The 25,100-nt window shown below is 59.9% G+C and carries 23 protein-coding genes; 13 read left to right on the top strand and 10 right to left on the bottom strand.

What is annotated here, in order from left to right; translation table 11 throughout:
• Positions 1 to 55 precede the first annotated feature (55 nt).
• From CD175_RS05830 to CD175_RS05805, 6 genes are all read left to right on the top strand, one after another.
• On the top strand, positions 56 to 1,357 hold the full coding sequence (locus CD175_RS05830; protein WP_104448046.1) for an MFS transporter: 1,302 nt from the start codon (positions 56 to 58) through the stop codon (positions 1,355 to 1,357).
• Positions 1,354 to 2,109 carry a class II aldolase/adducin family protein gene (locus CD175_RS05825; RefSeq protein WP_007988289.1) on the top strand — a complete coding sequence of 252 codons (756 nt, stop codon included), beginning with the start codon at positions 1,354 to 1,356 and terminating at the stop codon, positions 2,107 to 2,109. Before CD175_RS05830 ends, CD175_RS05825 begins: the two co-directional genes overlap by 4 nt.
• Positions 2,106 to 3,047: a 2-hydroxyacid dehydrogenase gene (locus tag CD175_RS05820; protein WP_104448045.1), complete on the top strand. Its 942-nt coding sequence runs from the start codon at positions 2,106 to 2,108 to the stop codon at positions 3,045 to 3,047. Before CD175_RS05825 ends, CD175_RS05820 begins: the two co-directional genes overlap by 4 nt.
• Before the next feature lie 145 nt (positions 3,048 to 3,192).
• Positions 3,193 to 4,572 carry an MFS transporter gene (locus CD175_RS05815; RefSeq protein WP_104448044.1) on the top strand — a complete coding sequence of 460 codons (1,380 nt, stop codon included), beginning with the start codon at positions 3,193 to 3,195 and terminating at the stop codon, positions 4,570 to 4,572.
• 18 nt (positions 4,573 to 4,590) lie between these two features.
• Positions 4,591 to 4,983: a RidA family protein gene (locus CD175_RS05810; RefSeq protein ID WP_007970696.1), complete on the top strand. Its 393-nt coding sequence runs from the start codon at positions 4,591 to 4,593 to the stop codon at positions 4,981 to 4,983.
• The gene (locus tag CD175_RS05805) at positions 4,976 to 5,587 is read left to right on the top strand and encodes an RraA family protein (protein WP_104448043.1); all 612 of its coding nucleotides are present in this window, start codon (positions 4,976 to 4,978) and stop codon (positions 5,585 to 5,587) included. Before CD175_RS05810 ends, CD175_RS05805 begins: the two co-directional genes overlap by 8 nt.
• Here the strand turns inward: CD175_RS05805 and CD175_RS05800 are convergent.
• From CD175_RS05800 to CD175_RS05760, 9 genes are all read right to left on the bottom strand, one after another.
• Entirely contained in the window at positions 5,584 to 6,501 is a 918-nt protein-coding gene (locus CD175_RS05800) for a LysR family transcriptional regulator (RefSeq protein ID WP_104448042.1), read from the bottom strand. The genes CD175_RS05805 and CD175_RS05800 overlap by 4 nt on opposite strands.
• Positions 6,502 to 6,646: 145 nt before the next feature.
• Positions 6,647 to 7,777, bottom strand: a complete 1,131-nt coding sequence (locus CD175_RS05795; protein ID WP_104448041.1) for a glycosyltransferase family 4 protein — start codon at positions 7,775 to 7,777, stop codon at positions 6,647 to 6,649.
• Positions 7,778 to 8,908: a glycosyltransferase family 4 protein gene (locus CD175_RS05790; protein ID WP_104448040.1), complete on the bottom strand. Its 1,131-nt coding sequence runs from the start codon at positions 8,906 to 8,908 to the stop codon at positions 7,778 to 7,780.
• Complete coding sequence (locus CD175_RS05785) at positions 8,892 to 10,259, bottom strand: glycosyltransferase family 4 protein (protein WP_104448039.1); 1,368 nt, start codon at positions 10,257 to 10,259, stop codon at positions 8,892 to 8,894. The genes CD175_RS05790 and CD175_RS05785 overlap by 17 nt, the downstream gene beginning before the upstream one ends.
• Positions 10,256 to 11,509, bottom strand: coding sequence for an ABC transporter ATP-binding protein (locus CD175_RS05780; protein WP_104448038.1), 1,254 nt, complete (start codon positions 11,507 to 11,509; stop codon positions 10,256 to 10,258). Before CD175_RS05780 ends, CD175_RS05785 begins: the two co-directional genes overlap by 4 nt.
• Positions 11,509 to 12,306, bottom strand: coding sequence for an ABC transporter permease (locus tag CD175_RS05775; RefSeq protein WP_104448037.1), 798 nt, complete (start codon positions 12,304 to 12,306; stop codon positions 11,509 to 11,511). The genes CD175_RS05780 and CD175_RS05775 overlap by 1 nt, the downstream gene beginning before the upstream one ends.
• Positions 12,307 to 13,749, bottom strand: coding sequence for a mannose-1-phosphate guanylyltransferase/mannose-6-phosphate isomerase (locus CD175_RS05770; protein WP_104448036.1), 1,443 nt, complete (start codon positions 13,747 to 13,749; stop codon positions 12,307 to 12,309). It abuts the gene before it with no gap.
• 3 nt (positions 13,750 to 13,752) lie between these two features.
• Positions 13,753 to 14,724 carry a GDP-mannose 4,6-dehydratase gene (gmd, locus tag CD175_RS05765; protein ID WP_007988274.1) on the bottom strand — a complete coding sequence of 324 codons (972 nt, stop codon included), beginning with the start codon at positions 14,722 to 14,724 and terminating at the stop codon, positions 13,753 to 13,755.
• Positions 14,721 to 15,635 carry a GDP-mannose 4,6-dehydratase gene (locus tag CD175_RS05760; protein WP_104448035.1) on the bottom strand — a complete coding sequence of 305 codons (915 nt, stop codon included), beginning with the start codon at positions 15,633 to 15,635 and terminating at the stop codon, positions 14,721 to 14,723. Before CD175_RS05760 ends, gmd begins: the two co-directional genes overlap by 4 nt.
• Before the next feature lie 422 nt (positions 15,636 to 16,057).
• Between CD175_RS05760 and CD175_RS05755 the strand changes: the two genes are divergently transcribed.
• From CD175_RS05755 to CD175_RS05730, 6 genes are all read left to right on the top strand, one after another.
• Positions 16,058 to 17,635: a glycosyltransferase gene (locus tag CD175_RS05755; RefSeq protein WP_240628898.1), complete on the top strand. Its 1,578-nt coding sequence runs from the start codon at positions 16,058 to 16,060 to the stop codon at positions 17,633 to 17,635.
• Positions 17,629 to 18,924 carry a glycosyltransferase gene (locus CD175_RS05750; protein ID WP_104448033.1) on the top strand — a complete coding sequence of 432 codons (1,296 nt, stop codon included), beginning with the start codon at positions 17,629 to 17,631 and terminating at the stop codon, positions 18,922 to 18,924. Before CD175_RS05755 ends, CD175_RS05750 begins: the two co-directional genes overlap by 7 nt.
• Positions 18,921 to 19,805: a class I SAM-dependent methyltransferase gene (locus CD175_RS05745; RefSeq protein ID WP_104448032.1), complete on the top strand. Its 885-nt coding sequence runs from the start codon at positions 18,921 to 18,923 to the stop codon at positions 19,803 to 19,805. Before CD175_RS05750 ends, CD175_RS05745 begins: the two co-directional genes overlap by 4 nt.
• On the top strand, positions 19,802 to 20,959 hold the full coding sequence (locus tag CD175_RS05740) for an acyltransferase family protein (protein ID WP_104448031.1): 1,158 nt from the start codon (positions 19,802 to 19,804) through the stop codon (positions 20,957 to 20,959). Before CD175_RS05745 ends, CD175_RS05740 begins: the two co-directional genes overlap by 4 nt.
• A complete protein-coding gene (locus CD175_RS05735; RefSeq protein ID WP_104448030.1) occupies positions 20,953 to 21,786 on the top strand; it encodes a class I SAM-dependent methyltransferase in 834 nt (277 codons plus the stop codon). The genes CD175_RS05740 and CD175_RS05735 overlap by 7 nt, the downstream gene beginning before the upstream one ends.
• A gap of 461 nt (positions 21,787 to 22,247) precedes the next feature.
• On the top strand, positions 22,248 to 22,958 hold the full coding sequence (locus CD175_RS05730) for a response regulator (protein ID WP_104448029.1): 711 nt from the start codon (positions 22,248 to 22,250) through the stop codon (positions 22,956 to 22,958).
• 44 nt (positions 22,959 to 23,002) lie between these two features.
• Here the strand turns inward: CD175_RS05730 and CD175_RS05725 are convergent, their stop codons facing one another.
• Positions 23,003 to 24,511: a sensor histidine kinase gene (locus CD175_RS05725; protein ID WP_104448028.1), complete on the bottom strand. Its 1,509-nt coding sequence runs from the start codon at positions 24,509 to 24,511 to the stop codon at positions 23,003 to 23,005.
• A 72-nt stretch (positions 24,512 to 24,583) separates the two neighbouring features.
• Here CD175_RS05725 and CD175_RS05720 point away from each other — a divergent pair, with 72 nt between their 5' ends.
• Positions 24,584 to 24,925 (top strand): hypothetical protein, encoded by a 342-nt coding sequence (locus tag CD175_RS05720; protein ID WP_104448027.1) that lies wholly within the window; start codon positions 24,584 to 24,586, stop codon positions 24,923 to 24,925.
• The last annotated feature ends 175 nt before the right edge of the window (positions 24,926 to 25,100 follow it).

Raw genomic sequence — 25,100 nt, 5'->3', positions numbered from 1 at the left:
AACCGTCATCCGCCTTAACACCTGCCCAAAAACTATAAGTACACAGGGTCCTTGCATGCACACTACTCCCCAACCGCGCCGAGCCGCGGCCGCTGCCTTCATTGGCACGACCATCGAGTTCTACGACTTCTACATCTACGCCACCGCGGCGGCGCTGGTCCTCGGGCAAGTGTTCTTTCCCAGCAGCGACCCGGTCATGAGTACCCTCGCGGCATTTGGCAGTTTCGCTGTCGGCTTCATTGCGCGGCCCATGGCCGGGATGGTGTTCGGTCATCTGGGCGACCGTCTCGGGCGCAAGAAAATGCTCCTGGTGACCATGGCCCTGATGGGCATCGCCACCGCCGGCATTGGCCTGTTGCCCAGCTATGCCAGCGTCGGCATCTGGGCGCCGATCGGTCTGATCGTGCTGCGTTTGATCCAGGGCATTTCGGTCGGTGGCGAGTGGGGCGGGGCGGTGCTGATGGCGAGCGAACACGCGCCGGCCAGGCGCAAGACGTTCTACGCCTCGTTCGCCCAGCTCGGCAGCCCGGCCGGCTTGTTGCTGGCACTGATCGCTTTCCGCCTGGTGACGTCCCTTGAACCCGAGGAGTTCCTCGCCTGGGGATGGCGCCTGCCGTTCCTCGCCAGCGGCGTATTGATGATGGTCGGCCTGTTGATCCGCTCCGGGGTTCACGAGTCTCCGGAGTTCGCCAAGGTCCAGGACAACAACGAGACCGCCAAATACCCGGTGATGGACGTGATCCGCACCTGCTGGCGGCAGATCCTGTTCGCTGCCGCTGCGGTGACCATCGGTTCGGCCGGGTTCTTCTTCACCAACACCTTCATGATCACCTACGTCACCCAGTACCAGGGCATTGCCCGTTCGACGATTCTCGATTGCCTGTTTCTGGTGACGGTCATCCAGTTGCTCTCGCAACCGCTCTCGGCACTGCTGGCCGAACGTATCGGTGAAGGACGTTTTCTCAAATGGGTCGCACTGCTGTGCATGCTCACGCCCTACCCGATGTTCCTGCTGGTGGGCACGCAGAACATTCTGTTGATGACACTCGGCATCGCGTTGGCCGTGGTGATTCTCTCGGCGCTGTACGCGGTGATCGCCGGCTACATGACCCAGGCCTTCCCGGTGCACCTGCGCTACTCGGGCATTTCCATCGCCTATCAACTGGCTTGTGCCGTGGCCGGGGGCACCACGCCGCTGATCGGCACCCTGCTGGCCAGCAAGTTTTCCGGACAATGGTTGCCGCTGGCGGTGTTCTTCACCTTGCTCTCGGCCCTGTCCCTGATCGGTGTTTGCGGGTTGGCCCGCCTGCGCGCCAACCCGGTCGTCACCCACGCTGTCAAAGAGGTGTATTCGTGAGTAAACCTGCACACATCGACCCGGTTGAATGGCAAGCCCGTTGCGAACTGGCGGCGCTGTATCGACTGGTCGCGCACTTTCGCATGACCGATCTGATCGACACCCATATCACCCTGCGGATTCCGGGGCCTGAGCACCACTTCCTGATTAACCGCTACGGGGTGATCTTCGACCGTATGCGCGCCTCGGACCTGGTGCGCATCGATCAGGAGGGGCGGGTGGTCGACCCGGAGTACGCCGGCCATCGGGTCAACGCTGCCGGCTTCGTGATCCACTCGGCGATCCACATGGCGCGTCCGGACCTGAACTGTGTGATCCACACCCACACGGCGGCGGGCATGGCGGTCGCGGCGCAGAAGCAAGGCTTGCTGCCGATCAGTCAGCACGCGCTGAAGTTCTACGGCAAGCTGGCCTATCACACCTATGAGGGTATCGCGCTGTCGCTGGATGAACGCGAGCGTTTGATTGCCGACCTCGGCCCGCACCGGGCGATGATCCTGCGCAATCACGGCTTGCTGGTGGGTGGTTCCGGGGTGGCCCAGGCGTTCCAGGAAATCCACTTTCTGGAGCGCGCCTGTCAGGCCCAGGTGCAGGCGCTGGCCGGTGGTTCGGCATTGCATTACCCGTCGCCGGAAGTGTGTGCGCACACCGCCGAGCAGTTTGACCGTGATGAGCAGGACAACATCATCGACCTGGCCTGGGAGGCCGCCCTGACGTTGATCGAATCCCAGCGCGAGTCTTATTTGTCATGAACGCCGACATCAACACCGTGGTTCTGCTGTCCCGCGACACCTTGCTGCTCAAGCAATTGCAGGCGGCGTTCGCCCGCAGTGCGCCGCAGCTCACCGCCGTGCTGGCCGACGATTCGCGGGCAGCCCATGCACAGATGGCGGCGTGCTGGTTTCCTTTGCCGGGCAGTCTCGGTGCATTGCCGAACCTGCAGGTGATTCACTCGGTGGCCGCCGGTATCGACCACCTCGACCACGATCCGTCCTGCCCGGACCTGCCGATTTGCCGCGTGGTCGACCCGGGTCACCGCCAGGGCATGACCGAGTACGTGCGCTGGGCGGTGATCCACTATCACCGCGGTTTCGACCAGGTGTTGTCGCAACAACGGGAGCAACGCTGGGAGCGGCCGCTGCAACGGGCGGCGGGGCAGTTCAAGGTCGGTGTGATGGGGCTCGGATCGCTGGGCAGCGCGATTGCTCTGGATCTGGCCGCCGCCGGTTATGACGTGCGCGGCTGGGCGCGGCGCTGCAAGGACCTGCCGGGTGTGCGTACGTTCGCCGGGGCCGATGGGTTAAATCCGTTTCTCGACGGCGTCGAGTTGCTGATCAACCTGTTGCCACTCACCGGCGAAACCCGCGGCATCCTCGGCCGGGACACGTTCGACCGACTCGCCAACGGTGCAGCACTGGTCAACTGCGGCCGGGGCGGTCATCTGAACATCGACGATCTCGAACAGGCATTGGCCAGAGGACAATTGCGCGGTGCGCTGCTGGATGTCTTCGAACAGGAACCGCTGCCGGTCGATCACCGGCTCTGGAGCATGCCCGGTGTCACCATTACCCCGCACATGGCTTCGGCGGCGTCCCATGATTGTATTGCCGAACAAGTGGCGGAAAACTTCCGCCGATTGAATAGCGGCGAACCGTTATTGAACTGTGCGGACCGATTACTGGGTTATTGAACCCACCGCTCTCCAACCCATAAAAATGCCCTGCGAACTCGCCCGCTCAGTTGGGCGAGCCATAACAACAACCTTCGCCTCAACCGTTTTACTGCCAGTTAAAACAATTAAATAACGAGTTCTTGATGAATTCCTGGAGACAGTGATGAGCGATCTATCGTCCGCAGAAAAGTCCGGCGCACCACCGGAAGTTAATATCAGTATGAAAAAAGTCGCGGTGGCCAGCGTGATCGGCACCACCGTGGAGTGGTACGACTTGTTTGTGTTTGCCACCGCCTCGGCGCTGGTGTTCAACAAAGTGTTCTTTCCGGATTTCGTGCCGCTGATCGGAACACTGCTGGCTTTCGGCACCTTCGCTTCGGCGTATCTGGCGCGGATTGTCGGTGCGGCATTGTTCGGGCATTTCGGTGATCGCCTGGGGCGCAAGTCGATGCTGTTGATTTCGCTGCTGACCATGGGGGCGGCCACCTTTGCCATCGGCTTGTTGCCGGACTTTGCCACCATCGGTATCTGGGCGCCGATCCTGTTGTTGCTGCTCAGGGTCGTGCAAGGCCTGGCTTTGGGGGGCGAATGGGGCGGGGCGGTGTTGATGGCGGTGGAGCATGCGCCGGCCAACAAGCGTGGCCTGTACGGTTCCTGGGTGCAGATCGGGGTACCGGCCGGGACCATGATCGCCAACCTGGCCTTCCTGTTGATCGCGGCGTGGCTGTCCCCTGAGGAACTGTTGGCCTGGGGCTGGCGTATTCCGTTCCTGGCCAGCGTGTTGCTGATCGCCGTCGGTTTGTACATCCGCCTGAACATCGCGGAAACCCCGGCCTTCAACAAGGTCAAGGAGGCCGAGGTGCAGGTGAAAATGCCGTTGGCGGAAGTGTTCCGCAAGTACTGGAAGCAAGTGGTGCTGGGCGGTATCGCCACCATGTCCACGGGCGCTTCGTTCAACATTATCGTGGCGTTCGGTTTGACGTATGGCACGCAGAACCTCGGCTTCAGCCGCGGCGTGATGCTCGGTGTGGTGCTGCTGTCCTGCGCCTGGTGCATCGTCATGTTGCCGGTGTTCGGTGCACTCTCGGATCGTTACGGACGCAAGCCGATCATTGTCGGCGGCATCATCGCCGAAGCGCTGGTGGCGTTCCCGATGTTCTGGCTGATGGACACCAGGGAGCTGCCGATGGTGGTCTTCGGTTATCTGTTGTTGATGACCGCATTCGCCGCCAACTACGGGCCGATCGCGACCTTCCTTGCCGAACTGTTCGGCACCCGGGTGCGGTATTCCGGGTTGTCCATCAGCTACATGTTGTCCGGCCTGCTCGGCAGCGCGGCGACCCCCATCGTCACCACGGCATTGCTGGCCGCGACGGGCAAAGGGTCGTCGGTGGCCTGGTACATGATCGGTGCGGCCCTGATTTCACTGGTGGCGCTATTGCTGCTGACCGAAACCTTCAAGAAGGACATCAGCGAAATCCCGAGCGTCGCCCCGACCGACGATCCGGCCCCCGGCAAACCCTTCAAATCGGCTACGGCCTGACTTCCGGAGTTCAACAGCATGCGCAGAATTCAATCGGCCCCGGGCTACATCGGCCCGGTCGGCCCTTACTCCCAGGCCGTGGTCAGCGGTCACCTGGTGTTCACTGCCGGGCAGATCCCGGCTCACAGCGGCCTCGACGACCAGCCTGCCGATTTTCCCGAGCAGGTGCGGCAAACCTTGCGCAACCTCGAAGCGATCCTGATTGAAGCCGGGTCTGGTTTCAGCCACGTGATCAAGGTCAATGCCTACCTGACCGATCCCGCACAGCTGGAGCCGTTCAACGCCGTGTACCGCGAATTCCTCGGCCATGCGCCGCCGGCGCGCACCACGGTGTGCGTTGCCTTGTGGGGGGTGTCGCTGGAAATCGACTGTGTTGCCGAACTGATTGCCGGGGAGCCGCAACATGGATGAGTCGCAATTGATCGAACAGCTCAAGGCGGTGAGCTTTCCGACCCTCGGGCATTTTCTCGAAGAGGGTTTCGCCGACCCGCAACTGCGGGCCATGGTGCCCAATGTGAAAGTCGTTGGCCGAGCCTTGACCCTGAAACTGCTGGGCGCCGATGCCATTGCCGTCAACCGGGCCCTGGCGCAGATCAGGCTGGGCGACGTGCTGGTGATCGACACGGGAGGTGACCATCGGCACGCCCCGGTCGGTGCGGTGACCAGTTGCGCGGCACGCTGCGCCGGGGCGGTGGGCATTGTGGTGGATGGCGCGGTGACCGACCTGCTGGAGCTGCGCGAAGCCGGGTTGCCGGTGTTTGCCCGTGGCACCAGCCTGTTGACCACCAAGCTGCACGGACGCAATGACAGCGCGATCAATCAGCCCGTTCACTGCGCCGGCGTGACGGTGCAACCGGGGGATTGGGTGCTGGCGGACGACAACGGCGTGCTGTTTCTCGACACGGCATCGGCGCTGGCGGTCATCGAGCAGGCACTGGCTTCGGACCGTGCCGAGCCGCGCTTGCTCGAACGCTTGTGCGCCGGTGAGCCAGTGACGCAAGTCTTGCGCGTCTAGTTCGTCAGCCGTTGCTGCAGGCTTTCAAGAAAGATCGTCTCGGCCCGGCTCATGCGCTGTTCGCGGTTCCACAGCAAATGAATGTCGACATCGGCAATCCCTTCGTGGGGCGGTAGGCGCCAGAGCAATCCGGCGTCGACATCCGCCGCCACCACGTGCTCGGGCAAACAGCCGATACCGAAGCCGGCGATGACCAGTCGCCGGACTTCTTCCAGGCTCGGCGACGAGGCGACGATGCGCCCGCTGAAACCCTGTTGATCACGGAAGATCGTCAGTGGCGAGAGCATGCCGCCGATCTGGTCACTGGTGAAGCTGACGAAGTTCTCCCGTTGCAAATCCCCTTCGGCGACGTCCTGTCGGCCGAACAGCCCATGGTGCTTGCCGCAGAAAAACGCATAGCGTTGACGCAGGAACAAACGCTGCTCCAGGCGTGGCTGCGGGCGCCGATTGAGGCTCAGGCCGAGGGTCGCGGTTTTTTCCTGGAGGGCGCTGACGATGTCGGAACTGCGCATCACATCGACTTCCAGATCGACACGCGGGTATTGGCGATGGAAGTCGGCGAGGAAGTCATCAAAGCGCTCGGAGAAAATCCGGCTGATGATCAGCAACCGCACTTTGCCGATCACTTCATCGGCCGGTTGTTCCAGCACGCTGCTGACCTGGGACATCTGCCCGTAGATTTCCCCGGCCAGGGCGAAGATCTGCTCGCCGACTTCGGTCAGGGCAAAGCGTGGTCCGCGACGGGCAATCAGTTGGCGGCCCAGTTGTTCTTCCAGGCGCTTGAGTGCCTGGCTCACGGCCGGTTGTGTCAGGTGCAGGCGGGCGGCGGCGCGGCTGATGCTCAGCTCCTGGCCAATCACCCGAAAGGTGCGCAGCAGGTTCCAGTCCAGGCGGTCATTGAGCAGGCGTTGCATAGGCATTCAGCAGCCAGTCAGGGGCCAATGGGGAAAGTCCATGGCTTGCACACGCTGTGCGCAAGCCATGGGAAATCTACAGTCGCGGGATCGTAACACTGTTGGCACGCCGCAGCCGAGGCCAGTCGGATCCGGCAAAAAAGCGTCATGCGTAGGCGAGGTTTTTTTCTTCCAGCAGTTCCTCATACAACGCCGCCCATTTGCGACCCATTTCGTCCGCCGTAAACAAAGTCTGATAGCGGGCCTGCGCCTTCTCGCCCATTTGTGCCGCCAGCACCGGGTTTTCCCAAAGCGTGCGCATCGCCTCACGAAACGCCAGTGGATCACTGGGCGGCACCACCAGCCCGGTTTCGTTATGGATGTTGATGTAACTGGTGCCCGTGCCAATCTCACTGGAGATCATCGGTTTGCCATACATCGCGCCTTCCAGCAGTGAAATGCCGAAGGCTTCGGAGCGCAGGTGCGACGGGAACACGATGGCGTAGCTCAGTTGCAGCAGCGCCACTTTGTCCTCGTCTCCCAGACGCCCGAGGAAGTGAACATTGCGTAAACCCAAGGCGGCCGCCTGGGCATGAAGCTCTGCTTCGAGTGGGCCGGCACCGACAATCACTGTCGGGTAATCCAGGTCTTTCAGGGCGTCGAGCAGGATGTGCAAACCTTTGTAGTAGCGCATTACACCCACAAACAGAAAGAACTTGTCGCCAAGCTTCTGCCGCCAGTGGGCCGTTCGATCACTGTCAGGCTCTGGGTAACCTGCCTTGTTCAGTCCATAGGGGATCACTCGGGTCTTGTGCTGAAACTGTTGCAACACATCACTGGTGTGCAGGTAATTGGGCGATGCAGCGACGATCCGGTCGGCGCTGTGCAGAAAGCGATTCATCAGCGGTCGGTATAGTTTGAGCAGGTTTTTCTGGCGGATAATGTCCGAGTGATACGTCACCACGCTGGGTTTTTTCAGGCCGCTGGCGAAATGCACCAGGTCCATGAACGGCCATGGAAAGTGGTAATTGACCACGTCGGCCTCGGCCGCCAGCTCGCGAAACTGTTTGAAGACGCTCCAGGAAAACCCGGTGGAGGCGAACTGAATGTCGAGCCGGGCTCGATGGACTTCATGTTGAGCGATCTGCATCACCGGCGGTGTCGGGTCGGCACTGAGTGTCAGCACCTTGCCTTCAACGCCGTGCAGGGCACCGCTTTCGCACAACTGGAAAATCACTTGTTCGATCCCGCCGACCGAATCAGGCAGGTACGTCTTGAAAAAATGAAGAACTCGCATTCAATCTCCCATGGCCTGGCGATAGGCGCTGGCCGTGACTTGTGCACAGCGCTCCCAGGTAAAAAGCCTGGCCTGTAGCAATCCGGCTTCTCGGCATGCCTGCCAATGCGCTAGATCCTCGATCAGACGGTTCATTGCATCGCGCAAGCCGTCGGGATCATCAGGTTCAATATAGTTGCCCGCAGGGCCTGCCACTTCGGGCATGGCCGAGCGTCGAGTCAAAATGACCGGCGTGCCGCAGGCCATGGCCTCCAGCACCGGCAGGCCAAAACCTTCGTAAATCGACGGAAAAATCAATGCCCGTGCTCCCGCCAACAGCTTTGCAACGTGCTCATCAGGCAGATAGCCCAGCAAGCAGACGTAACCGCAAGCCAGGGCCTGCTGCAATTCTTCACTGAACTGCTCGCGCTGCCAGCCGGCCATGCCGACGATCAGCAATGGAAAACGCTGACGGACTGATTCCGGCAATCGGGCGTGGGCGCGCAGGGCCAGGGACAGATTCTTGCGCGGCTCCAGGGTGCCGACACAGAGGAAGTATTCCCGCACCTCGACGCCATGAGCCTTCAGTACAGTATCGATGGCCTCGGGGGGGCGAGGGTGAAAACGTCCGGCTACGCCCAGCGGCGCGACGACAAACTGCTCGGCCGGTAGCCCGAAATGTGCCTGGGCTTCGTCGGCAATGTATTGCGAGTCGGTCAGTATCAGGCTCGCCCGCTGCACGCCCTCGGTCACGCGCCGTTCGATTTCTCGCAAGCGCGCGGGCGGCTGCGTTTCGGGGTAGTGCAGGTGCGTCAGGTCATGCAGGGTGATGACGGTCGGGCCATCGAACGACAGCGGCCACAAGCTTGGTTCGTGGTAGAGGTCGATAGCCTGCGCGCGACCTTGATCGAAGCGTTTCTGTTCCAGCCACCGTCGGGCCTGATAGGCCCCCGGAATCTGCCGTAGCAAAGGTGTCAGCCGGGAATAACCGGGCATGGCCGCCTCAGGCAGCACAGAACTCCAGCCCCAGCCATGAAACAGCGCCAGCTCAACATCCGGTTCACCCGCCAGGGCGTTCGCCAGTTCGGCGACGTAGTGGCCGATGCCGGTACGTGGCGCCTGGAGAATCCGCGCGTTAAGGGCAATTCGCATGTTGCCTCTCTTCCATGAGCGGCACGTCTACAAGATTGCGCAGGGTGCGTTCAGCCAGTTGCGCACTGGCCTCACGCCAGCCGATCCAGCGCCAGTCTGCGACGTCGCGAGGGGCCGGGAATTGACCGCTGCTCTCGAAACGAACGACCAGATCAGCCAGGCTTTGTGGCTCGGCCAGGTCGAAATACGCCATGAACTCGCCGCCGATTTCACGAAAGACCGCAATGTCGCTGCCCATGGCCGGTAGTCCACGCTGCATGGCTTCTACCAGTGGCAAGCCGAAGCCTTCCACAAAAGACGGAAACACCAGTGAACTGGCGTGGGTGTAGGCATGTTCGAGGCTGGTGTCGCTCAGGTCATTGAACATGAACAGTCGTTGGTTCAGTTGCGGGTGATTGCGTACCCGGGCGAGCAGGGCGTCGCATTTCCAGCCGACTCGACCGGCGATACACAGCCGGGCCCTGGAGCCCGCCGCCCAGGCCAGCTCGAAAGCGTCCAGCAGGTAGTCGTGGTTTTTGCGCGGTTCGATGGTACTGACCATCAGGAATACAGGTTCCGGCGTCTCGAACAGCCGGGCAAGACGCGGTTCCACGGCGGCGGTGACTTCCCTCAGATCGAGTTCGGAACCCAGGTGAAAATAATCGAACCACAACTGGTTGGCCCTGGCAGTGCCCAGGCGCTGCTGAACCTCCTCTCGCACCTGGTCACGCACCGTGGCGGAAATGGCCACGTAGCCATCGGCGGTCCGGGTGATCCAGTCGAACCACTCGTTGAACACCTGCACCAGTCGTGTGTCGTAAAACTGCGGGTGAGTCAGGGGAATCAGGTCGTAGATCACTGAAACGATGCCCACGCCTTCGCGTTTGAGCTGTTCGGCAAACGGGAAAAAGTCGGTGTGCCAGGACGAGTCCAGCAACACCAGTTGATCCCCCGGTTGATGCTGCAACGGTGCGCAACGTTTGGGCAGTTGATACTGATCGAGCTGGTCGATCAGGCGCAACGGCACGCTGAAGCAGGTCAGTGCTGTCAGTCGATAAACCACGTACACCACGCGTCGGGCGAACCGCGATGTCAAACGTTGGTCGAGCCGCTGGTACCCTTGCCAGAAACGATGTGCCAGCCGGCCAAGTCTCCCGCCGAACATCATCAACTGATCGAAAAACGGAATGTTCAGCGCGCCGAGTTTCAGTACCCGATAGAGTTTGCCCTTGAGCATCACCACCGGAATGCATTCAACACCGTCGAGCGATTCCGGTAGCTGGTTGACGACGTTGCGCACTACCCGCTGAATGCCCGAATTGACCTTGGGGTGTTGGAATACGTGGGTGCATTCCACCAAAAGACGGGTCATGGCGTACTCCCCGAGGTGACCGGCGCGCTCGAGCGCGTGACGGTGGTCTTCGCGGCCAGCCACGAGCAGCCGACAAAATCTTCCTGGCGGTTGTTGATCACATGGAACACCAACCCGTAATCGCGCCACTCGAAGTTGCGGTCCAGGTGCGAATCCAGGCGTGACAAGCTCAACGCCACGGAATAGTTACCCTTGCCCAGCCCCATGACGAAAGCAAAGCGGTAGGTCACGCGCTCGCCAGCCTGCAGATCGGTCAGCGCCTGATCCTGGCGATGGGTGTTGATGCCGTACATGGCCTGGCCCAGGCGATCCTTGATCATGAAGCCCAGCACCAGCCGCTCGATGTCCTGGCAAACTTCGACATTCACCTCCAGCACCACCGGCTGGCCGACTTCGGCGGCGTCGATGGACCGCTCATGTTTGTCGAGCAGACGCACGTTCAGAATCCTGGCCTCACCCGTTCCCGAAATGGTACTCACCTGACCGCCAGAGAGCATTTCCTGGCGCACGGTCTGTCCTTCTCGCTCGGCGAGCAGGGCGTTGTAGTAATCCATGACGGCCTCGGGGGTGTCGTGCATGGCCATGTGGCCGTTTTCCAGGAGGATCGCCGAGTCGCAGATGGACTGAATCGCCGAGCGGTCATGGGAGACGATCAACAGCGTGGTGCCGGCTTTGCGAAAGCTGCGGATGCGGTCGAAGCTTTTGTGCTGGAAGTAGGCGTCGCCCACCGACAGTGCTTCGTCGACGATCAAAATGTCCGGGCGTCGTGCAGTGGCCACGCTGAACGCCAGACGCATTTGCATGCCGCTGGAATAGGTGCGCACCGGGTGGTCGATGGCGTCGCCAATTTCCGCGAAACGTTCGATTTCCGGCATCAATGCTTCTATTTCTTCGACCTGCATGCCCAGCAATTGTCCGGCCATGACCGCATTCTGCCGGCCGGTGAAGTCCGCATGAAAACCCATGCCCAGTTCCAGCAGGGCGGCGACGCGGCCTTCGAGCTCAATGGTGCCGCAGGTGGGTTGGGTGGTGCCGGTGATCATCTTCAACAAGGTGCTTTTGCCGGCGCCGTTGACCCCGACGATGCCCACCGATTCTCCGGGGGCAATCTGGAAAGTCACGTCTTGTAGCACCCAATGCTGGCGATGACGGATCGGCGAAAACGGGATCAGCCACTCGGCCAGTCGACTCCAGCGGGTAGGGTACTGTTTATAGGCCTTGCCCAGGCCGGTGACGCGTATGTGTCCCATCAGAGTTCATCCACCATTTCGCCGACCCGCTGTCGAAACAGGCGCAGTCCGATGACGAAGAACAAGACACTGGCGACCATGATCGGCAGCAGCGAACTCCAGACGGGCCATTGATCGTAAAGAAACAGGTTCTGGTAGCTGGACATCAGGTTGGTCAGAGGGTTGAGTTGCAGCAGGCGCTGCACCCAATCGGGCAGAATACTCATCGGGTACACGATCGGCGTCAGCCAGAACCAGAATTGCAGGCAAATGGCGAAAAATTGCCCGACATCGCGAAAGAACACATTCAGTACGCCAAGAATCATCCCCAACCCGGCACAAAACATCACCTGTAACGCGAGCAGAGGAATGAGCGCCAGCAGCGCCATGCCCGGCAGTCGCCCGGTGAGCAACAGAAAGCCGAGGAACAGGCCGATGATGATCGCGAAGTTGATGCCGGCGTTGAACAGCACGATGACCGGCAGGCAGATCCGCGGGAAGCTGATTTTTTTAAGCAGGTTGGCGTTGTCCAGAAACATGTTCTGACTGCGGACGGTGATTTCTGCGAACAAACCCCACGTCAGCAATCCGGCACAGAGGTAGACGCTGTAAGCCAAGCCGTCATCCACCCCAGGCAAACGGGCACGCATGATGTGGGAAAAGATCACGGTGTAGACGATGATCATCGACAGCGGGTTGAGCACGGTCCACAAGGCACCGAACAGTGAATTGCGATAACGCGCCTGGAACTCTCGCTTGACGCTACCGAGGATGAAACCCCGGTAACTCCACAGCGAGCGGTACAAAGAAAGCAGCATTCAAACTGTCCTGCCGTATTGGTCTTCGAAGCGGACGATGTCGTCCTCTCCCAGGTATTCGCCGCTTTGCACTTCGATGATCACAAGGTCGATCACGCCGGGATTCTCCAGGCGATGCTTGTGACCGGCGGCAATGAAGGTCGATTCGTTCTTGGCCACCAGGTGCGTGCCGGTGCCGTTGTTGGTGACCTTGGCCATGCCTTCGACCACCACCCAGTGTTCATTGCGATGGTGGTGCATCTGCAATGACAGCTTGGCGCCGGGCTTGACCACGATACGTTTGATCTTGAAGCGCGGACCCTCCTCGAGCACGGTGTAGGTGCCCCATGGCCGGCTGACCGTACGGTGCAGGCGATAGGCCTCGTGCTCTTTGTCCTTGAGTTGCCTGGCCACCCGGCGCACATCCTGGGCGCGGTCGGCGTGGGCCACCAGCACCGCGTCGGCGGTGTCGACGATGATCAGGTTATCCACGCCCACGGTCGCTACCAGGCGGTTGTCGCTCTGGACAAAGTTGTTGTGGCTGTCGATGAAAATCGCTTCGCCGACGGCGCGGTTGTTCTGTGCATCCGCCGGTACCAGCGCGGCCACCGCCCCCCAGGAGCCGATGTCGCTCCAGTCGAAACGGGCGGGCACGACGACCACCTTGTCGGAGCGCTCCATCAACGCGTAGTCGATGGAAATGTCCATGATTTCGCCAAACAGCGCCGGTGACAGTTCCTGTTGCACGCTACCGGCGTTTTCCACCGCAGCGCTGGCGGCCATGCAGGTTTGCGTCTGCTCCAGCAACGTGGGAGCGTGGGTTTGCAGTTCGGCCAGCAGGGTGGCGACCGAGAAGCAGAACATCCCGGAGTTCCACAGGAAGTTGCCGCTTTCTACGTAATGCGTCGCGGTTTGCAGGTCGGGTTTTTCGACGAAGCGCCGCACGCTGGCAGCGCCCCTGTCGTCCAGTGGTGTGCCGGCTTCAATGTAGCCAAAACCGGTTTCCGGAGCGCTCGGCACCACACCGAAGGTCACCAGGTGACCGCTCCTGGCCAATGTCACGGCATGCTCGACCGCGTCCTTCAGTGCCTCGACATTGACGATCAGATGGTCGGCCGGCATGACCAGCATGATCGCGTCGTCACCATGCAGGGCCTGGAGCGAGAGGGCGGCGGCGGCAATCGCCGGCGCCGTATTGCGCCCCGTTGGCTCGAGCAGGAAGTGCCCGCGATGACGGCCCAGGTGCGCGTCCCGAAAGTGATCCTTGCTCTGGAAGTAGTACTCGCGGTTGGTCACCGTGACGATATCGCCCCAGCCGTCGAGCAGGTCGGCGGCACGCCGATAGGTCTTGCCCAGCAGCGACTGGCCGTCAGGCAAGGCCATGAACGGTTTGGGATGGCCTTCACGCGACACCGGCCACAACCTTGTCCCGGCACCGCCGGAGAGAATCACGGGAATCAGCATGGCCTACTCCTTGGCGACGCGTTTCATGTCCGCATCCATCATCATGCGGATCAAGGTATCCAGGTCGGTTTTTGGTTTCCAGCCCAGCACACGCTGGGCCTTGGCCGGGTTGCCGAGCAGCACTTCCACTTCGGCCGGGCGGAAGAACGCCGGGTCGATCTTCACGTAGTCGCGGTAGTTCAGGCCCACATGATCGAAGGCGATCCGACACATCTCGCGCACGGTGGTGGTCACGCCGGTGGCCACCACGAAGTCGTCGGGTTTGTCCTGTTGCAGCATCAGCCACATGGCTTCGACGTAGTCGCCGGCAAAACCCCAGTCGCGCTTGGCGTCGATGTTGCCCAGGCGCAGTTCCTGCTGCTTGCCCTGTTTGATCCGGGCGGCGGCGTCGGTGACTTTGCGAGTGACGAACTCGATGCCGCGCAGCGGTGATTCATGGTTGAACAGAATCCCGCTGCTGGCGTGCAGGTTGAAACTTTCGCGGTAGTTCACGGTAATCCAGTGGCCATACAGCTTGGCCACGCCATAAGGGCTGCGCGGATAGAACGGCGTGTTCTCGTCCTGCTGTTCGGCCTGGATCAGGCCGAACATTTCGCTGGTGGACGCCTGATAGAAACGCGTGTGCGGACTGAACTGGCGGATCGCTTCGAGCAGGTGGGTAACGCCCAGTCCGTCGACGATGCCGGTGGTCACCGGTTGATCCCAGGAGGCCGCGACAAAGCTTTGCGCGGCGAGGTTGTAGACCTCGTCCGGCGCCGACTTGATCACCGCGCGTTGCACTGAACAGGCATCGGCCATGTCGCCATCCAGGTAGACGATGTCCGCCTCGACCCCCATCTCGCGCAGGCGCCAGCGCGAGTCGCTGCTGCGACGCGCGACCAGACCGTGGACTTTGTAACCCTTGTCGAGCAGCAGTTTGGCCAGATAGGCGCCATCCTGGCCGGTGATCCCCGTGATCAATGCACTTTTAGTCATACTTGTCGTACTCGCTTCTCCCAGTCGGACAGGATCGCCCGCAGGGATTGTTGTGTTGTGATTTCAGACTTCCATCCGGTGATCTGGGCCAGCCTGTCAGGGCTGCCACACACCCGACGCTGATCCGCGCGGCGGAGTCGCGCAGGGTCCTGGACCAGTTGCAGGTCGACCTGGGCAAGATCTGCCAATTGTTCGATCAAACTGCGAATGCTCTGCTCGCGTCCCGAGCAAATGTTGTAGACCTGCCCCGGTGTGCCTTTTTCCAGCAAGGCCAGGTAGGCCGAGACCACGTCCGCGACATCGAGGAAGTCGCGCGTGACGTCGATGTCCCCGACCTCCAATTGTGGCGCTTGCAGGCCTTGCTTGATCCGGCAGATCTGACGGGCGGCGCTGGCGATGACGAAGCTGTCCTTCTGCCCGCTGCCGATATGGTTGAACGGACGGGCGACCAGTACGGGCCAACCTTCGCTCAGGCCCCATTGCAGACTCAGGAACTCGGCCGACAGTTTGCTCACGGCGTAGGGGTTGCGCGGGCAGGGGGGGTGCAATTCAGTGATGGGTAGATGCCCTTCAGCGACCTGGCCATAGACATCACCGGAGCTGACGTACAGAAACGTACCGGTGAACCCGCGCGCCTTGAGGGCTTGCAGCAGGTTCAGGGTGCCCAGCAGATTGATGTTCAGGGTGCCGGCCGGATCACGAAAGGCCTCCGGGACGAACGTCTGGCCGGCCAGGTGGATCACCGCGTCGGGCATTTGCGGCCACAAGCCTTCAAGGCTGTCCGGCGCAGCAAGATCGTAGCGACAAGGAACCGGCAGCAGCTCCCATTCCGAGGTGTCAGCCTGCAAACGCGATTGGATGTGTTGTCCTACGAATCCGCTCAGACCCGTGACAAACAGACGTTTTTTCAAACAGCGACCCCTTGGTCATGCATTTCATCCATTTTCCACAGGCTCCATGGAAAAACTTGCGAGCGACATGATCGCTCGAACGACGGGTGAAATGTTTGTTGTAGTTGTTTGGTAGCCAATCTGTGCCATTTGCTCGGCAATTTCAACAAGTCCAATCGTGACTGATCAGTTCTCCTCAGCGTAGCCTGAATTATTCTCGCCAGGCGGTTCACGAACCCTCGATGGATGTGTTTAGAATGCCCCTCGTCACGATTACCCAGGGTTCGGCAGCGTCGCTTCGAAACTGCGAGAAACTGACTACTAAAACAAGAACGAAGACGGGCAGGAAAATGATGGACGAGCGCCAGCAAACACTGGCTCGAACCCTGTCCTCCCCGTCATAGCGTGAGGCTGCCGGGATGGCGGCGTCACCGTGGGATGCCATGAATTTCATTCTTTACTCGGACATCAACGACAGCTCCATCAGCCAGAGCCTCGGTCGTCCCGAATACAGTTACTACTTCGTGCTCAAGGCCTATCGCCCTGTGCTCGAAAGCCTTGGGCGAGTGCATGTGGTGTCCTCCACCGCCGAGGTCGATCCGCTCTACAAAAAATTATTGGCCGCCGGCGAAGACAGTCTGTTCCTGTCGTTTACGCCACCGCAGAAAACCCCGAACGACCTTGAGTGCCCGACGATCTGCGTGGTGGCCTGGGAGTTTGATTCGATTCCCGATGAGCAATGGGATAACGACCCGCGCCAGGACTGGACACAAATGCTCGCGCGCCAGGGCCGGGTGATCACGCTTTCCAGTCATACCGCCCGGGCGATTCGTCGGGCCATGGGCGAAGATTTCCCGGTGCTGGTGCTGCCGACGCCGTTGTGGGAAAACTTCGCCGACATTCGTAGTCGCCAAACCAGCGTCCCGATCAGCGCCGGCTCGACCCTGGACATCAAGGGTTGCATCTTCGATACGCGCACACTCGGGCTGAACGCCGATGCACTGATCCCCGTCGTGCCGACCGCCGAAGAACTGGCGGCGCTCGAGGCCGAGCTTGAGGCATTGAAGCCACCGCCGCTGACGCTCAAGCGCCGCTTTGTGATTGCTCGCCATTACCTGCGTATGTGGCGCCTGGACAAAGGTAAATCGCTGCCGGTCCCGGTGCATCGCACTCATTTTCTAAGCCAGTGGTATTGGGAAGGGGTTCGCGACCTGTTGTCGCAAGCCGCCCATGAGCGTCTCGCTGACTGGTTGCCGGCCATCGCCGGCCCGCAGACGATTGCAGTACCCGAGCCAGAACCGCGACAGTGGCCGGACACCACCGCCCAGGTCGAAACACAGGTTGACGGTGTGGTGTACGTCACCGTGTTCAACCCGCGTGACGGGCGCAAGAACTGGCATCAACTGATCACCGCATTCTGCTGGGCGTTTCGCGAAACGTCTGACGCGACGCTGGTGCTGAAGATTACCCAAAGTGATCTGTCGTCCTACCACGACGAACTGATGACGTTGCTCGCCCAGCTTTCGCCGTTCGCCTGTCGGGTGGTGGTCATGCACGGCTACCTGGACGACCCGCAATACGCCCGGCTGTACGAAGCCGCCAGTTACTACGTCAATGCCTCGCGCTGCGAAGGGCTGTGCCTGCCGCTGATGGAGTTCATGGCCAGCGGCAAACCGGTGATTGCCCCGGATCACACGGCCATGGAGGACTACATCGATGAGCGTGTGGCGTTTGTGGTCAAGTCCAGCGAAGAACTGACTATCTGGCCGCAGGACACTCGTATCATCTACCGCACCCTGCGTTACCGGCCGGATTGGGGTTCGCTGAAAACCGCTTACGAAAACAGTTACCGTCTGGCCAAGGAACAACCGCTGGAGTATCAGCGCATGTCCCTCGCCGCCATCGAGCGCATGCACGATTACTGCGCTTTCGCCCCGGTGCAGAAACGCATGGCGGATTTTTTCGGGCTGGCACCACAGTCTTTGCCGCCAGCCATCGTGACGGATAACGCCCCATGCTGATCATCATTCATTCGGAAACCAACCAGCACACCATTGCCCGGAACCTTGGCCGTTCGGAGTACAGCTATTACTTCGTGCTCAAGGAGTACCGACCTGTGCTGGAGCGGCTGGGGCGAGTGGTAGAAGTCAGCGACCCCCAGACCGAAGTCGATGCCTTGTACACGGACGCCTTGTCCCGTGGTGAAGCGTGCGTGTTCCTGTCGTTCTCACCGCCTCATCGTACGCCGGTCAATTTCACCTGCCCGACGCTGCCGGTGTTCGCGTGGGAATTCAGCACCATCCCCAACGAACCCTTTGCCGGTGACCCGCTCAATGACTGGCGCACGGTGTTGCGCGCAGCGGGTGCGGCGATTACACATTCCAGCTACACCGTGAATGCGGTGCGCGAGGCGATGGGTGCCGACTATCCGATCATCGCGGTACCGGCCCCGGTATGGGACCGGTTTTCCGAGCGTGGCGCCCACTTGAAGCGTCAGCCCTTGGCCAGTCAGGTGCGGTTGACGCTCAAGGGGTTGCTGGCAGACAGCCGCGAACTCGACTTGCGCGCCTTCGGCCCCGTGGCAACTCGCGAAGGCGTGGGTATTGATTTCCAGGCCCCGCCGAGAGAACACGAGTTGGTCCTCGACGGCGTGATTTACACCTCGGTGTTCAACCCCAGTGATGGGCGCAAGAATTGGGAAGACATGCTCAGTGCCTTTTGCGTGACGTTTCGCGAGGTGGACGACGCAACGCTGGTGCTCAAATTGACGCACCACAATGCTGAAGAAGCGCTGACCGACATCCTTCACCACTTGTACAAAAACCAGTCTTACCGCTGCCGGGTCGTGCTGATTTACGGCTATCTGGCTGACGCGGACTATGAGCAGCTGGTGCAAGCCACGAGTTACGTGGTCAACACGTCCTACGGCGAGGGTCAATGTCTTCCGCTGATGGAGTTCATGTCCTGTGGTAAACCGGCGGTGGCACCACGGACCACGGCGATGATCGATTATCTGGATGCCGAAAATGCATTCCTGATTGACTCCACCGATGAGCTGACGGCCTGGCCACATGACCCGCGCAGAGCGTTTCGTACCCTGCGCTATGTCACCAATTGGGCGTCGTTGTGCAGGGCTTACCAATCAAGCTATGACGTGGCCAAGGATGATCCCGAGCGTTATGCACAGATGTCCGCGCACGCAGTGGCCAGCCTCAGGAAATTCTGCAGCCAGGCCACTGCCGAACAGCGGCTTGAGACATTTTTCGAGCACCTGTTCGAGAACCGTGTCGTGGAAACCCCCGAGGCATGATTCGCGCATTGGTCAGACGTTTCTTTCCAGAGACGAAACCCGAGCCCCGGCCTGCGCCATTGCCGGTCGAGCAATCCCGCGTGTCGCCAAGAGACGTGGGTTTGCACGATGCAATGCATGACGGCTGGTTTTCGGGTGACAGCGGCGAACTGCTCAAAGGGTTTGCCATCACCGCCGACGACACCTTGCTGGATGTCGGCTGTGGCGAAGGCGTGGCGACCTTGTTTGCGGTGCGTCAAGGCGCTTCGGTGATCTTCACCGACAGTGAACACGACAAAGTCCGCGAGCTTGCCCGGCAAGTGGCGGCACAGTCGGACCAACCGAACCTGGGGCTGGTCAGCAACAGTTTGCCGCTGCCGCTAGCCGATGGTTGCGCGAGCAAAGTCGTGTGCATGGAAGTGCTCGAGCATATCGACCAGCCGGAATCCTTCATGGCCGAACTGGTGCGCATGGGCCGCCCCGGCGCGCAGTACCTGCTGAGCGTACCGTCTCCGGTGGGCGAGCATTTGCAGAAAGGCATCGCCCCGGCCAGCTACTTTCAATCGCCCAATCATGTGCAGATTTTCACCCCCGAGCGGTTCGCCGCGCTGGTGGAGGACGCAGGCCTGGTCATCGAACATCGCCAGGCCACCGGGTTTTTCTGGGTCATGGGCATGATTTTTTTCTGGGCCAGTGAACGGGCCGCCGGGCGCGACCTGGGTGGTGCGGTTCGCGACCGGATCCAGGCGCCGTACCCGCCGCTGATGGAGAGCTGGGCGAAAACCTGGCAGGACTTGCTGGCACAGCCCGACGGGTTGGCGATCAAGCAGATGCTGGACCGGTTCATGCCCAAGAGCCAGGTGATCATTGCTCGAAAGCCTCATGTCCAGGAGGGCGCATGAGCAACGAAAAACGGATCATGGACATCGAGCTGTTGCGTGGCATAGCGGTGCTTGGTGTGCTGTTTCATCACCTGCAGGACAGCCTGTTCGCGGCGGCTGTGCCCTTGCTGCAGACCATCACGCTGTACAGCCAGCCGTGGTGGGGCGTGGATCTGTTTTTCGCGATCTCGGGCTTCGTTATTGCCCGCAGCCTGATCCCGGCCATGCGCCGCTGCACAACGCGCCGGGAGTATTGGCAACAGACGCGCAATTTCTGGTTGCGCCGGGCCTTTCGATTGCTGCCGTCGGCCTGGTTGTGGCTGGCGCTGATGTTGCTGGCGTGTCTCTTTCTCAACCGCTCCGGCGCCTTTGGCACCCTGCACGCGAACATTCAGGCGACCCTGGCCGGCGTCGCGCAGTACGCCAATTTCCGCTTTGCCGACAGTTTCTATCGCTACGAATATGGCACCAGTTTCGTGTACTGGAGCCTGTCGCTGGAAGAGCAGTTCTATCTGCTGTTCCCGCTGATGATCGTGCTGTTTCGCAAACACCTTGTGTGGCTTTTGCTGGCGTTGGTTGCGGTGCAGTTGTTCACCTTGCGTACGCCGATCCTGATGGTGGTGCGCACCGATGCGCTGGCCCTTGGCGTGCTGTTGGCGATGTGGAGTACGCAACCGTCGTACCTGCGCTGGGAGCCGACTTTCCTGCGTCGTCCATGGGCGGGTGTCGCCGCACTGATCACGGTGTCGCTGCTGCTCAGCTACATGGCCATGGATCGCTTTACCTTCACCCAATACCGGATCGGTGTGATCGCGGTGCTGTGCGCAGTGCTGGTCTGGATCGCTTCCTACAACCGCGATTACCTGTTGCCGCGCGGCGTGTTCAAGCACCTGATGACGTGGGTCGGCAGCCGTTCCTACGGGATTTATCTGATCCATATCCCGGCCTACTTGCTGGTACGTGAATTCATTTTCCGTTTACAGGCTGCCGGGCTGCCCAGCCCGGCTGGCCATCCGATACTGATGTTGCTGATGGCTGGCGGCCTGATCGTGCTGCTGAGCGAACTCAACTATCGCTACATCGAAATGCCCATGCGCAACCGCGGCGCCTCGCTGGTCAAACGCCTGGGCACCTCCCGAACAGCCGTCTCATCCTCTGGAGCCACCTCATGCTGAGCCTTTTGAAGAAACTCACGGCGGGCACGCCCGCGCCTGTGCAGCCAGAGATTGCGCCTGCGCCACCCGTGGCGGAGAAGGTCGACCCCTATATGCTCGGCCTGCATGACGCCATGCTCAGCGGCTGGTTCAATCAGCAGACCGGCGAACTGTTCAGCGGTTTCCCGGTGACCCCCGAGGACACACTGCTGGATGTGGGCTGTGGCGACGGCGGCAACGTGCATTTCTGCGGGATGCGCGGGGCGAAAATCATCATCGCCGATATCGACGCGGCCAAGGTCGAAGCGACCCGTCAGCGCCTGATCGATACACCGGCCCGCGACGTCGAATGCCACGTCACCGACTGCAACCCGCTGCCGATTGCCGATGCGACCGCCACGCGGGTGGTGTCGACCGAGGTCATCGAGCATGTGGACGATCCGGCCCAGTTCCTCGCGGAACTGGTGCGCGTCGGTAAGCCGGGTGCGTTGTACCTGCTGAGCGTCCCGCACCCCAGCTCCGAAGACCTGCAGAAAGACATCGCCGCGGCCGAATATTTCCAGAAGCCCAACCACATTCGCATCATCAGCGAAGCGCAGTTCAAGGCCATGGTCAGCGATGCCGGCCTGGAAGTGATCAGCCACAGCCAGTATGGATTCTACTGGTCGATGTGGATGCTGCTGTTCTGGGAAGCCAAGGTCGACTTCAGCAACCCGGACCATCCGTTGCTCAACCACTGGGCGGACACCTGGCAGGCGATCCTGGCTTCGCCACGGGGTACACAGATCAAGCAGGCGCTGGATGCCGTGGTAGCCAAGAGCCAGGTGATCATTGCGCGTAAACCCTGATTAGCCAACTGTGGTGGTGACGGTCTGCAACAGGCTGTCCGGCACCTCCATGGGTGGCCCTCCCGTAGCATCGCATCAAGCCGGATCAGCAAAGTCCGCCAGGCTGCGCGGGCAGGCAGACCCTGTTAAAAGCGGCCGGTGCAACAGCGCCGCCACTCTCTCCATAAATGGGGCATTACACCCACCCAACCGGGCACTTACCACCAAAGTTGAGGAATTTTCCCCCTTCACGCTTTTTCCCGTTTGAAACATTCTGAAACAGCCTGTTCATTAATCTGAGCTTTTTCTTCGCCCCAGGGTAATGGCTCATTTGTTGCACCACCCTCAGTCACCCGTAACAGCTGTCGTCCCGGACATCATGGAGACGGCAGGGTTTGCCGGATTCGGCTGGACGCGAGGGGTAAAAAATGAAACACGCGACACCAACTTTGAGCTCCATCGCCTCTCATGAGGAGCTTCTTATGAGTCCCACGATCAAGATTGGCATTGTTGACGATCACCCACTGTTAAGGGATGGGGTCGCAATGGCGCTGAAGAAAATAGCTGACTTTCAGGTGGTCGAGCAGGGCGGGTCGGCCGATGATGCCATGGAGATTGCGGCTCGTTTTGCTCCGAATGTGTTGCTGATGGATGTCAATATGCCGGGCGACAGCTTTGCTGCCGTGCGAGCGATCTCGGCGTCTTCGCCGGCCGTTAAAATATTGATGCTGACGGTATCCGAGTCCATCGAGGACGCCTATTCCGCCCTCGAAGCGGGCGCGCAGGGCTATGCGTTGAAAGGCATCAGCGGTCTTGAGCTTGTGCAAGCCATCAGAAATGTTGCCGGGGGTGAAACCTTCATTACCCCTAAACTTGCCGGCAGGCTGTTAAGCAATATCAGAAAGAACGCGGGTGACAAGCAAAAGGTCGAGCTGACCCATCGCGAAGAACAGGTTATCCGAGAGGTATCGAAGGGCCTGACCAACCGCGAGGTGGCTATCAAGCTTGAGCTCTGCGAGAAGACCATCAAACACTACATGACGAATGTCATGTACAAGCTGCGCGTTCGTAACCGGACGCAGGCGGTGGCTGCAGTGATACGGCATTGGGAGAGTGACCATATATCCAGCCTGTGTGGTGCTCTTCAGCGCCGCGACTGGAATGACAACAGGAAGTCGAATAACGAGCTATAAGCGCTGCGGTGACTTGGGCGCAACGATCAATCTGGTACGGGTTATCAGATTTTGAACTGCGCCCTGGCTTTGGTTCCGGCCTGGGGAGCCGATTCAATGATGAATACGCCGCCGAGGGATTCGACGCGATAACGCATGCCGACAAGGCCCAGACGAGTTCTACCTCGAGCTGGCACACTCGGTTTCTCGGTTGAAATACCCACTCCCGCATCCTCGACTTGCACTTCCAGCAGTCCTTCGGAGTGCGAGGCGCTGAGTTTTTGGCCTTTTCCCCCAGCGTGAACATAGGCATTGTTCAAAGCTTCCTGGGCAAAGCGGTAAATACCAATTTTAAGCGCTACCGGTACATCGTCCGGAAGCGTATCAAGCTGCAGATCGACTCGCGTCTCGGTTCGCTCTTCGTGGCGCTCGGCCAGCAATACCAGGGCATCGTGCAGGGTCAGGTCATTGACTTCCGGAAGTGCCAGGCCGAGTGATATTTCCCGCACTTCGTTTAAAGCATCCTGGCCGGCACGCCTGATCATTTCCAGGGCTTCTACATCCGAGACGCCTTCCGAAGATTCGAGCTCTTCAAGGCGAAGGAGAATAAGTGCCAACAGCTGGGCAGGACCATCATGCAGATCTGCCCCGATCCGCCGCAGAGTAAGTTCATTGATTCTGGAGAACTCGCGATTGGCTTTAGTGACTTTGCGCTGAAGGGCGGCATTGTTTGAGTGCAATCTGGTTTGCTCATCCATTCGCCATTTAAGTGCTGTTTCATGCTGTTTGATTATCTTGTCGCCACGCCGAACGATAAAAAACAACAGTAAAATCATGCCTGTCGTTGCTGTCCCAACAATCGCCCACACTTTCTTGCGAACGTTATTGATTTCGCGCTGTAACGCCTCCGCAGTTTCGTAGAACTCACCCACCGCAATAATCTTTCCAGTACCCGCTTCGCGCAGTGGAGCAAATATTTCATAGAGCGGAATATTCAGGCTTCGCTCAAAGGCATCTTCAACATCGTCCACCGCATAACTTCCAAGATCATTGTCGAACTCTGTATAGATCTTGCCGGTCAGCGCCTGTGAGATCTCCTCTGTCGGAAACGTTTTCTGGACCGTGGATTTGTCGGTGCTGTAGACAATGGTGCCGTCTGGCAACCAGATCTTCACCGAGACAACATGTGTACTGAGCGAGGTGCTGGACAGCAGGTGATCAATGGTCTGAATGGTTTCATCGGGGAGTTCCTTTGCCGTGGTCAATCCCTGGACGAAAGGTTCGAGAAAGTTCTGCATATAACGCGCGCCCGTCTCTGCCGCCGTTTGAACCGTTGCATCTTCGATGCTCTGGCTTACGAGGTTTCCAACGAACGTCATGGTCAAGCCCAGGATGATTGTGGCGCAGATCACGAACTGGGTTGAGCGGCTTAAATGGCGCAATTTCGCACCGGTTCCCTGTCTCCCTGGCCCTGCGCCATGGGACTTTAGGCCCATGTCCGATTCGACCAAGGTCTGATCGGATTCGTTGACCAAGGTCTCGGAATTTGGCTGGGCCTTCGTCTCTGTACACATCCGGGTAGCCCCTCAATACTCATTTTCAATGGAGTGTAAAACTGGTGTTTGAGGTTGAGGGCGGGAGGCGCGATGAGTATTTTAAAAAGATTCTCAAACAGACTGGGTAATCGCTACTTCCTGCAACAACAGCTGGGGGTTATTACCCATTGTGCTCCACTCAATCAGAACCAAACCCATGGTTTGAATGATTTCCTGACGCCTGCACCAGGCGTAAGCAACCACTCTCCAATACATACTAGTCAATTCGTAGTCGATGCCAGTTTTCTCATGGATAAAAGGCTTGTTGACGAAGCCGCATGGACGCAGAACCGTGCCATCACCCCTCAGGAAGTCCCGGACTCTGATCGCTGGATGTGTGGCATCTGTGACAAGCCCCCTATGCCTGAGAGTGCTCCATGGACAGATGCATAACGCCCCGATACGTGACGGGGCCATTAGCAAGTCACCCCTTCTATTCGACCTGCGTTCATGGGCCGTCGCCTCCTTGAAGCGCAATACCCGCCTGTAGATACGGTTGTCACGGGGAATCAATCCCCAGTCGAGCACTGCTGATTGCACGCAATTGGGCAAGGGTTCGGTGCGGCCG

It is taken from the genome of Pseudomonas laurylsulfatiphila, from assembly GCF_002934665.1.
Lineage (GTDB): Bacteria > Pseudomonadota > Gammaproteobacteria > Pseudomonadales > Pseudomonadaceae > Aquipseudomonas > Aquipseudomonas laurylsulfatiphila.
The sequence above is the reverse complement of the archived record's forward strand: the minus strand, read 5'-3'. Positions and strand labels throughout refer to the sequence as shown.

Bases quoted from the DNA above. Each gene is read 5' to 3' on its own strand.
- CD175_RS05830 (WP_104448046.1), top strand. From the start codon at position 56: ATGCACACTACTCCCCAACCGCGCCGAGCCGCGGCCGCTGCCTTCATT.
- CD175_RS05820 (WP_104448045.1), top strand. From the start codon at position 2,106: ATGAACGCCGACATCAACACCGTGGTTCTGCTGTCCCGCGACACCTTG.
- CD175_RS05815 (WP_104448044.1), top strand. From the start codon at position 3,193: ATGAGCGATCTATCGTCCGCAGAAAAGTCCGGCGCACCACCGGAAGTT.
- CD175_RS05810 (WP_007970696.1), top strand. From the start codon at position 4,591: ATGCGCAGAATTCAATCGGCCCCGGGCTACATCGGCCCGGTCGGCCCT.
- CD175_RS05805 (WP_104448043.1), top strand. From the start codon at position 4,976: ATGGATGAGTCGCAATTGATCGAACAGCTCAAGGCGGTGAGCTTTCCG.
- CD175_RS05800 (WP_104448042.1), bottom strand. From the start codon at position 6,501: ATGCAACGCCTGCTCAATGACCGCCTGGACTGGAACCTGCTGCGCACC.
- CD175_RS05795 (WP_104448041.1), bottom strand. From the start codon at position 7,777: ATGCGAGTTCTTCATTTTTTCAAGACGTACCTGCCTGATTCGGTCGGC.
- CD175_RS05790 (WP_104448040.1), bottom strand. From the start codon at position 8,908: ATGCGAATTGCCCTTAACGCGCGGATTCTCCAGGCGCCACGTACCGGC.
- CD175_RS05785 (WP_104448039.1), bottom strand. From the start codon at position 10,259: ATGACCCGTCTTTTGGTGGAATGCACCCACGTATTCCAACACCCCAAG.
- CD175_RS05780 (WP_104448038.1), bottom strand. From the start codon at position 11,509: ATGGGACACATACGCGTCACCGGCCTGGGCAAGGCCTATAAACAGTAC.
- CD175_RS05775 (WP_104448037.1), bottom strand. From the start codon at position 12,306: ATGCTGCTTTCTTTGTACCGCTCGCTGTGGAGTTACCGGGGTTTCATC.
- CD175_RS05770 (WP_104448036.1), bottom strand. From the start codon at position 13,749: ATGCTGATTCCCGTGATTCTCTCCGGCGGTGCCGGGACAAGGTTGTGG.
- gmd (WP_007988274.1), bottom strand. From the start codon at position 14,724: ATGACTAAAAGTGCATTGATCACGGGGATCACCGGCCAGGATGGCGCC.
- CD175_RS05755 (WP_240628898.1), top strand. From the start codon at position 16,058: ATGAATTTCATTCTTTACTCGGACATCAACGACAGCTCCATCAGCCAG.
- CD175_RS05750 (WP_104448033.1), top strand. From the start codon at position 17,629: ATGCTGATCATCATTCATTCGGAAACCAACCAGCACACCATTGCCCGG.
- CD175_RS05745 (WP_104448032.1), top strand. From the start codon at position 18,921: ATGATTCGCGCATTGGTCAGACGTTTCTTTCCAGAGACGAAACCCGAG.
- CD175_RS05740 (WP_104448031.1), top strand. From the start codon at position 19,802: ATGAGCAACGAAAAACGGATCATGGACATCGAGCTGTTGCGTGGCATA.
- CD175_RS05735 (WP_104448030.1), top strand. From the start codon at position 20,953: ATGCTGAGCCTTTTGAAGAAACTCACGGCGGGCACGCCCGCGCCTGTG.
- CD175_RS05730 (WP_104448029.1), top strand. From the start codon at position 22,248: ATGAGTCCCACGATCAAGATTGGCATTGTTGACGATCACCCACTGTTA.
- CD175_RS05725 (WP_104448028.1), bottom strand. From the start codon at position 24,511: ATGTGTACAGAGACGAAGGCCCAGCCAAATTCCGAGACCTTGGTCAAC.
- CD175_RS05720 (WP_104448027.1), top strand. From the start codon at position 24,584: ATGAGTATTTTAAAAAGATTCTCAAACAGACTGGGTAATCGCTACTTC.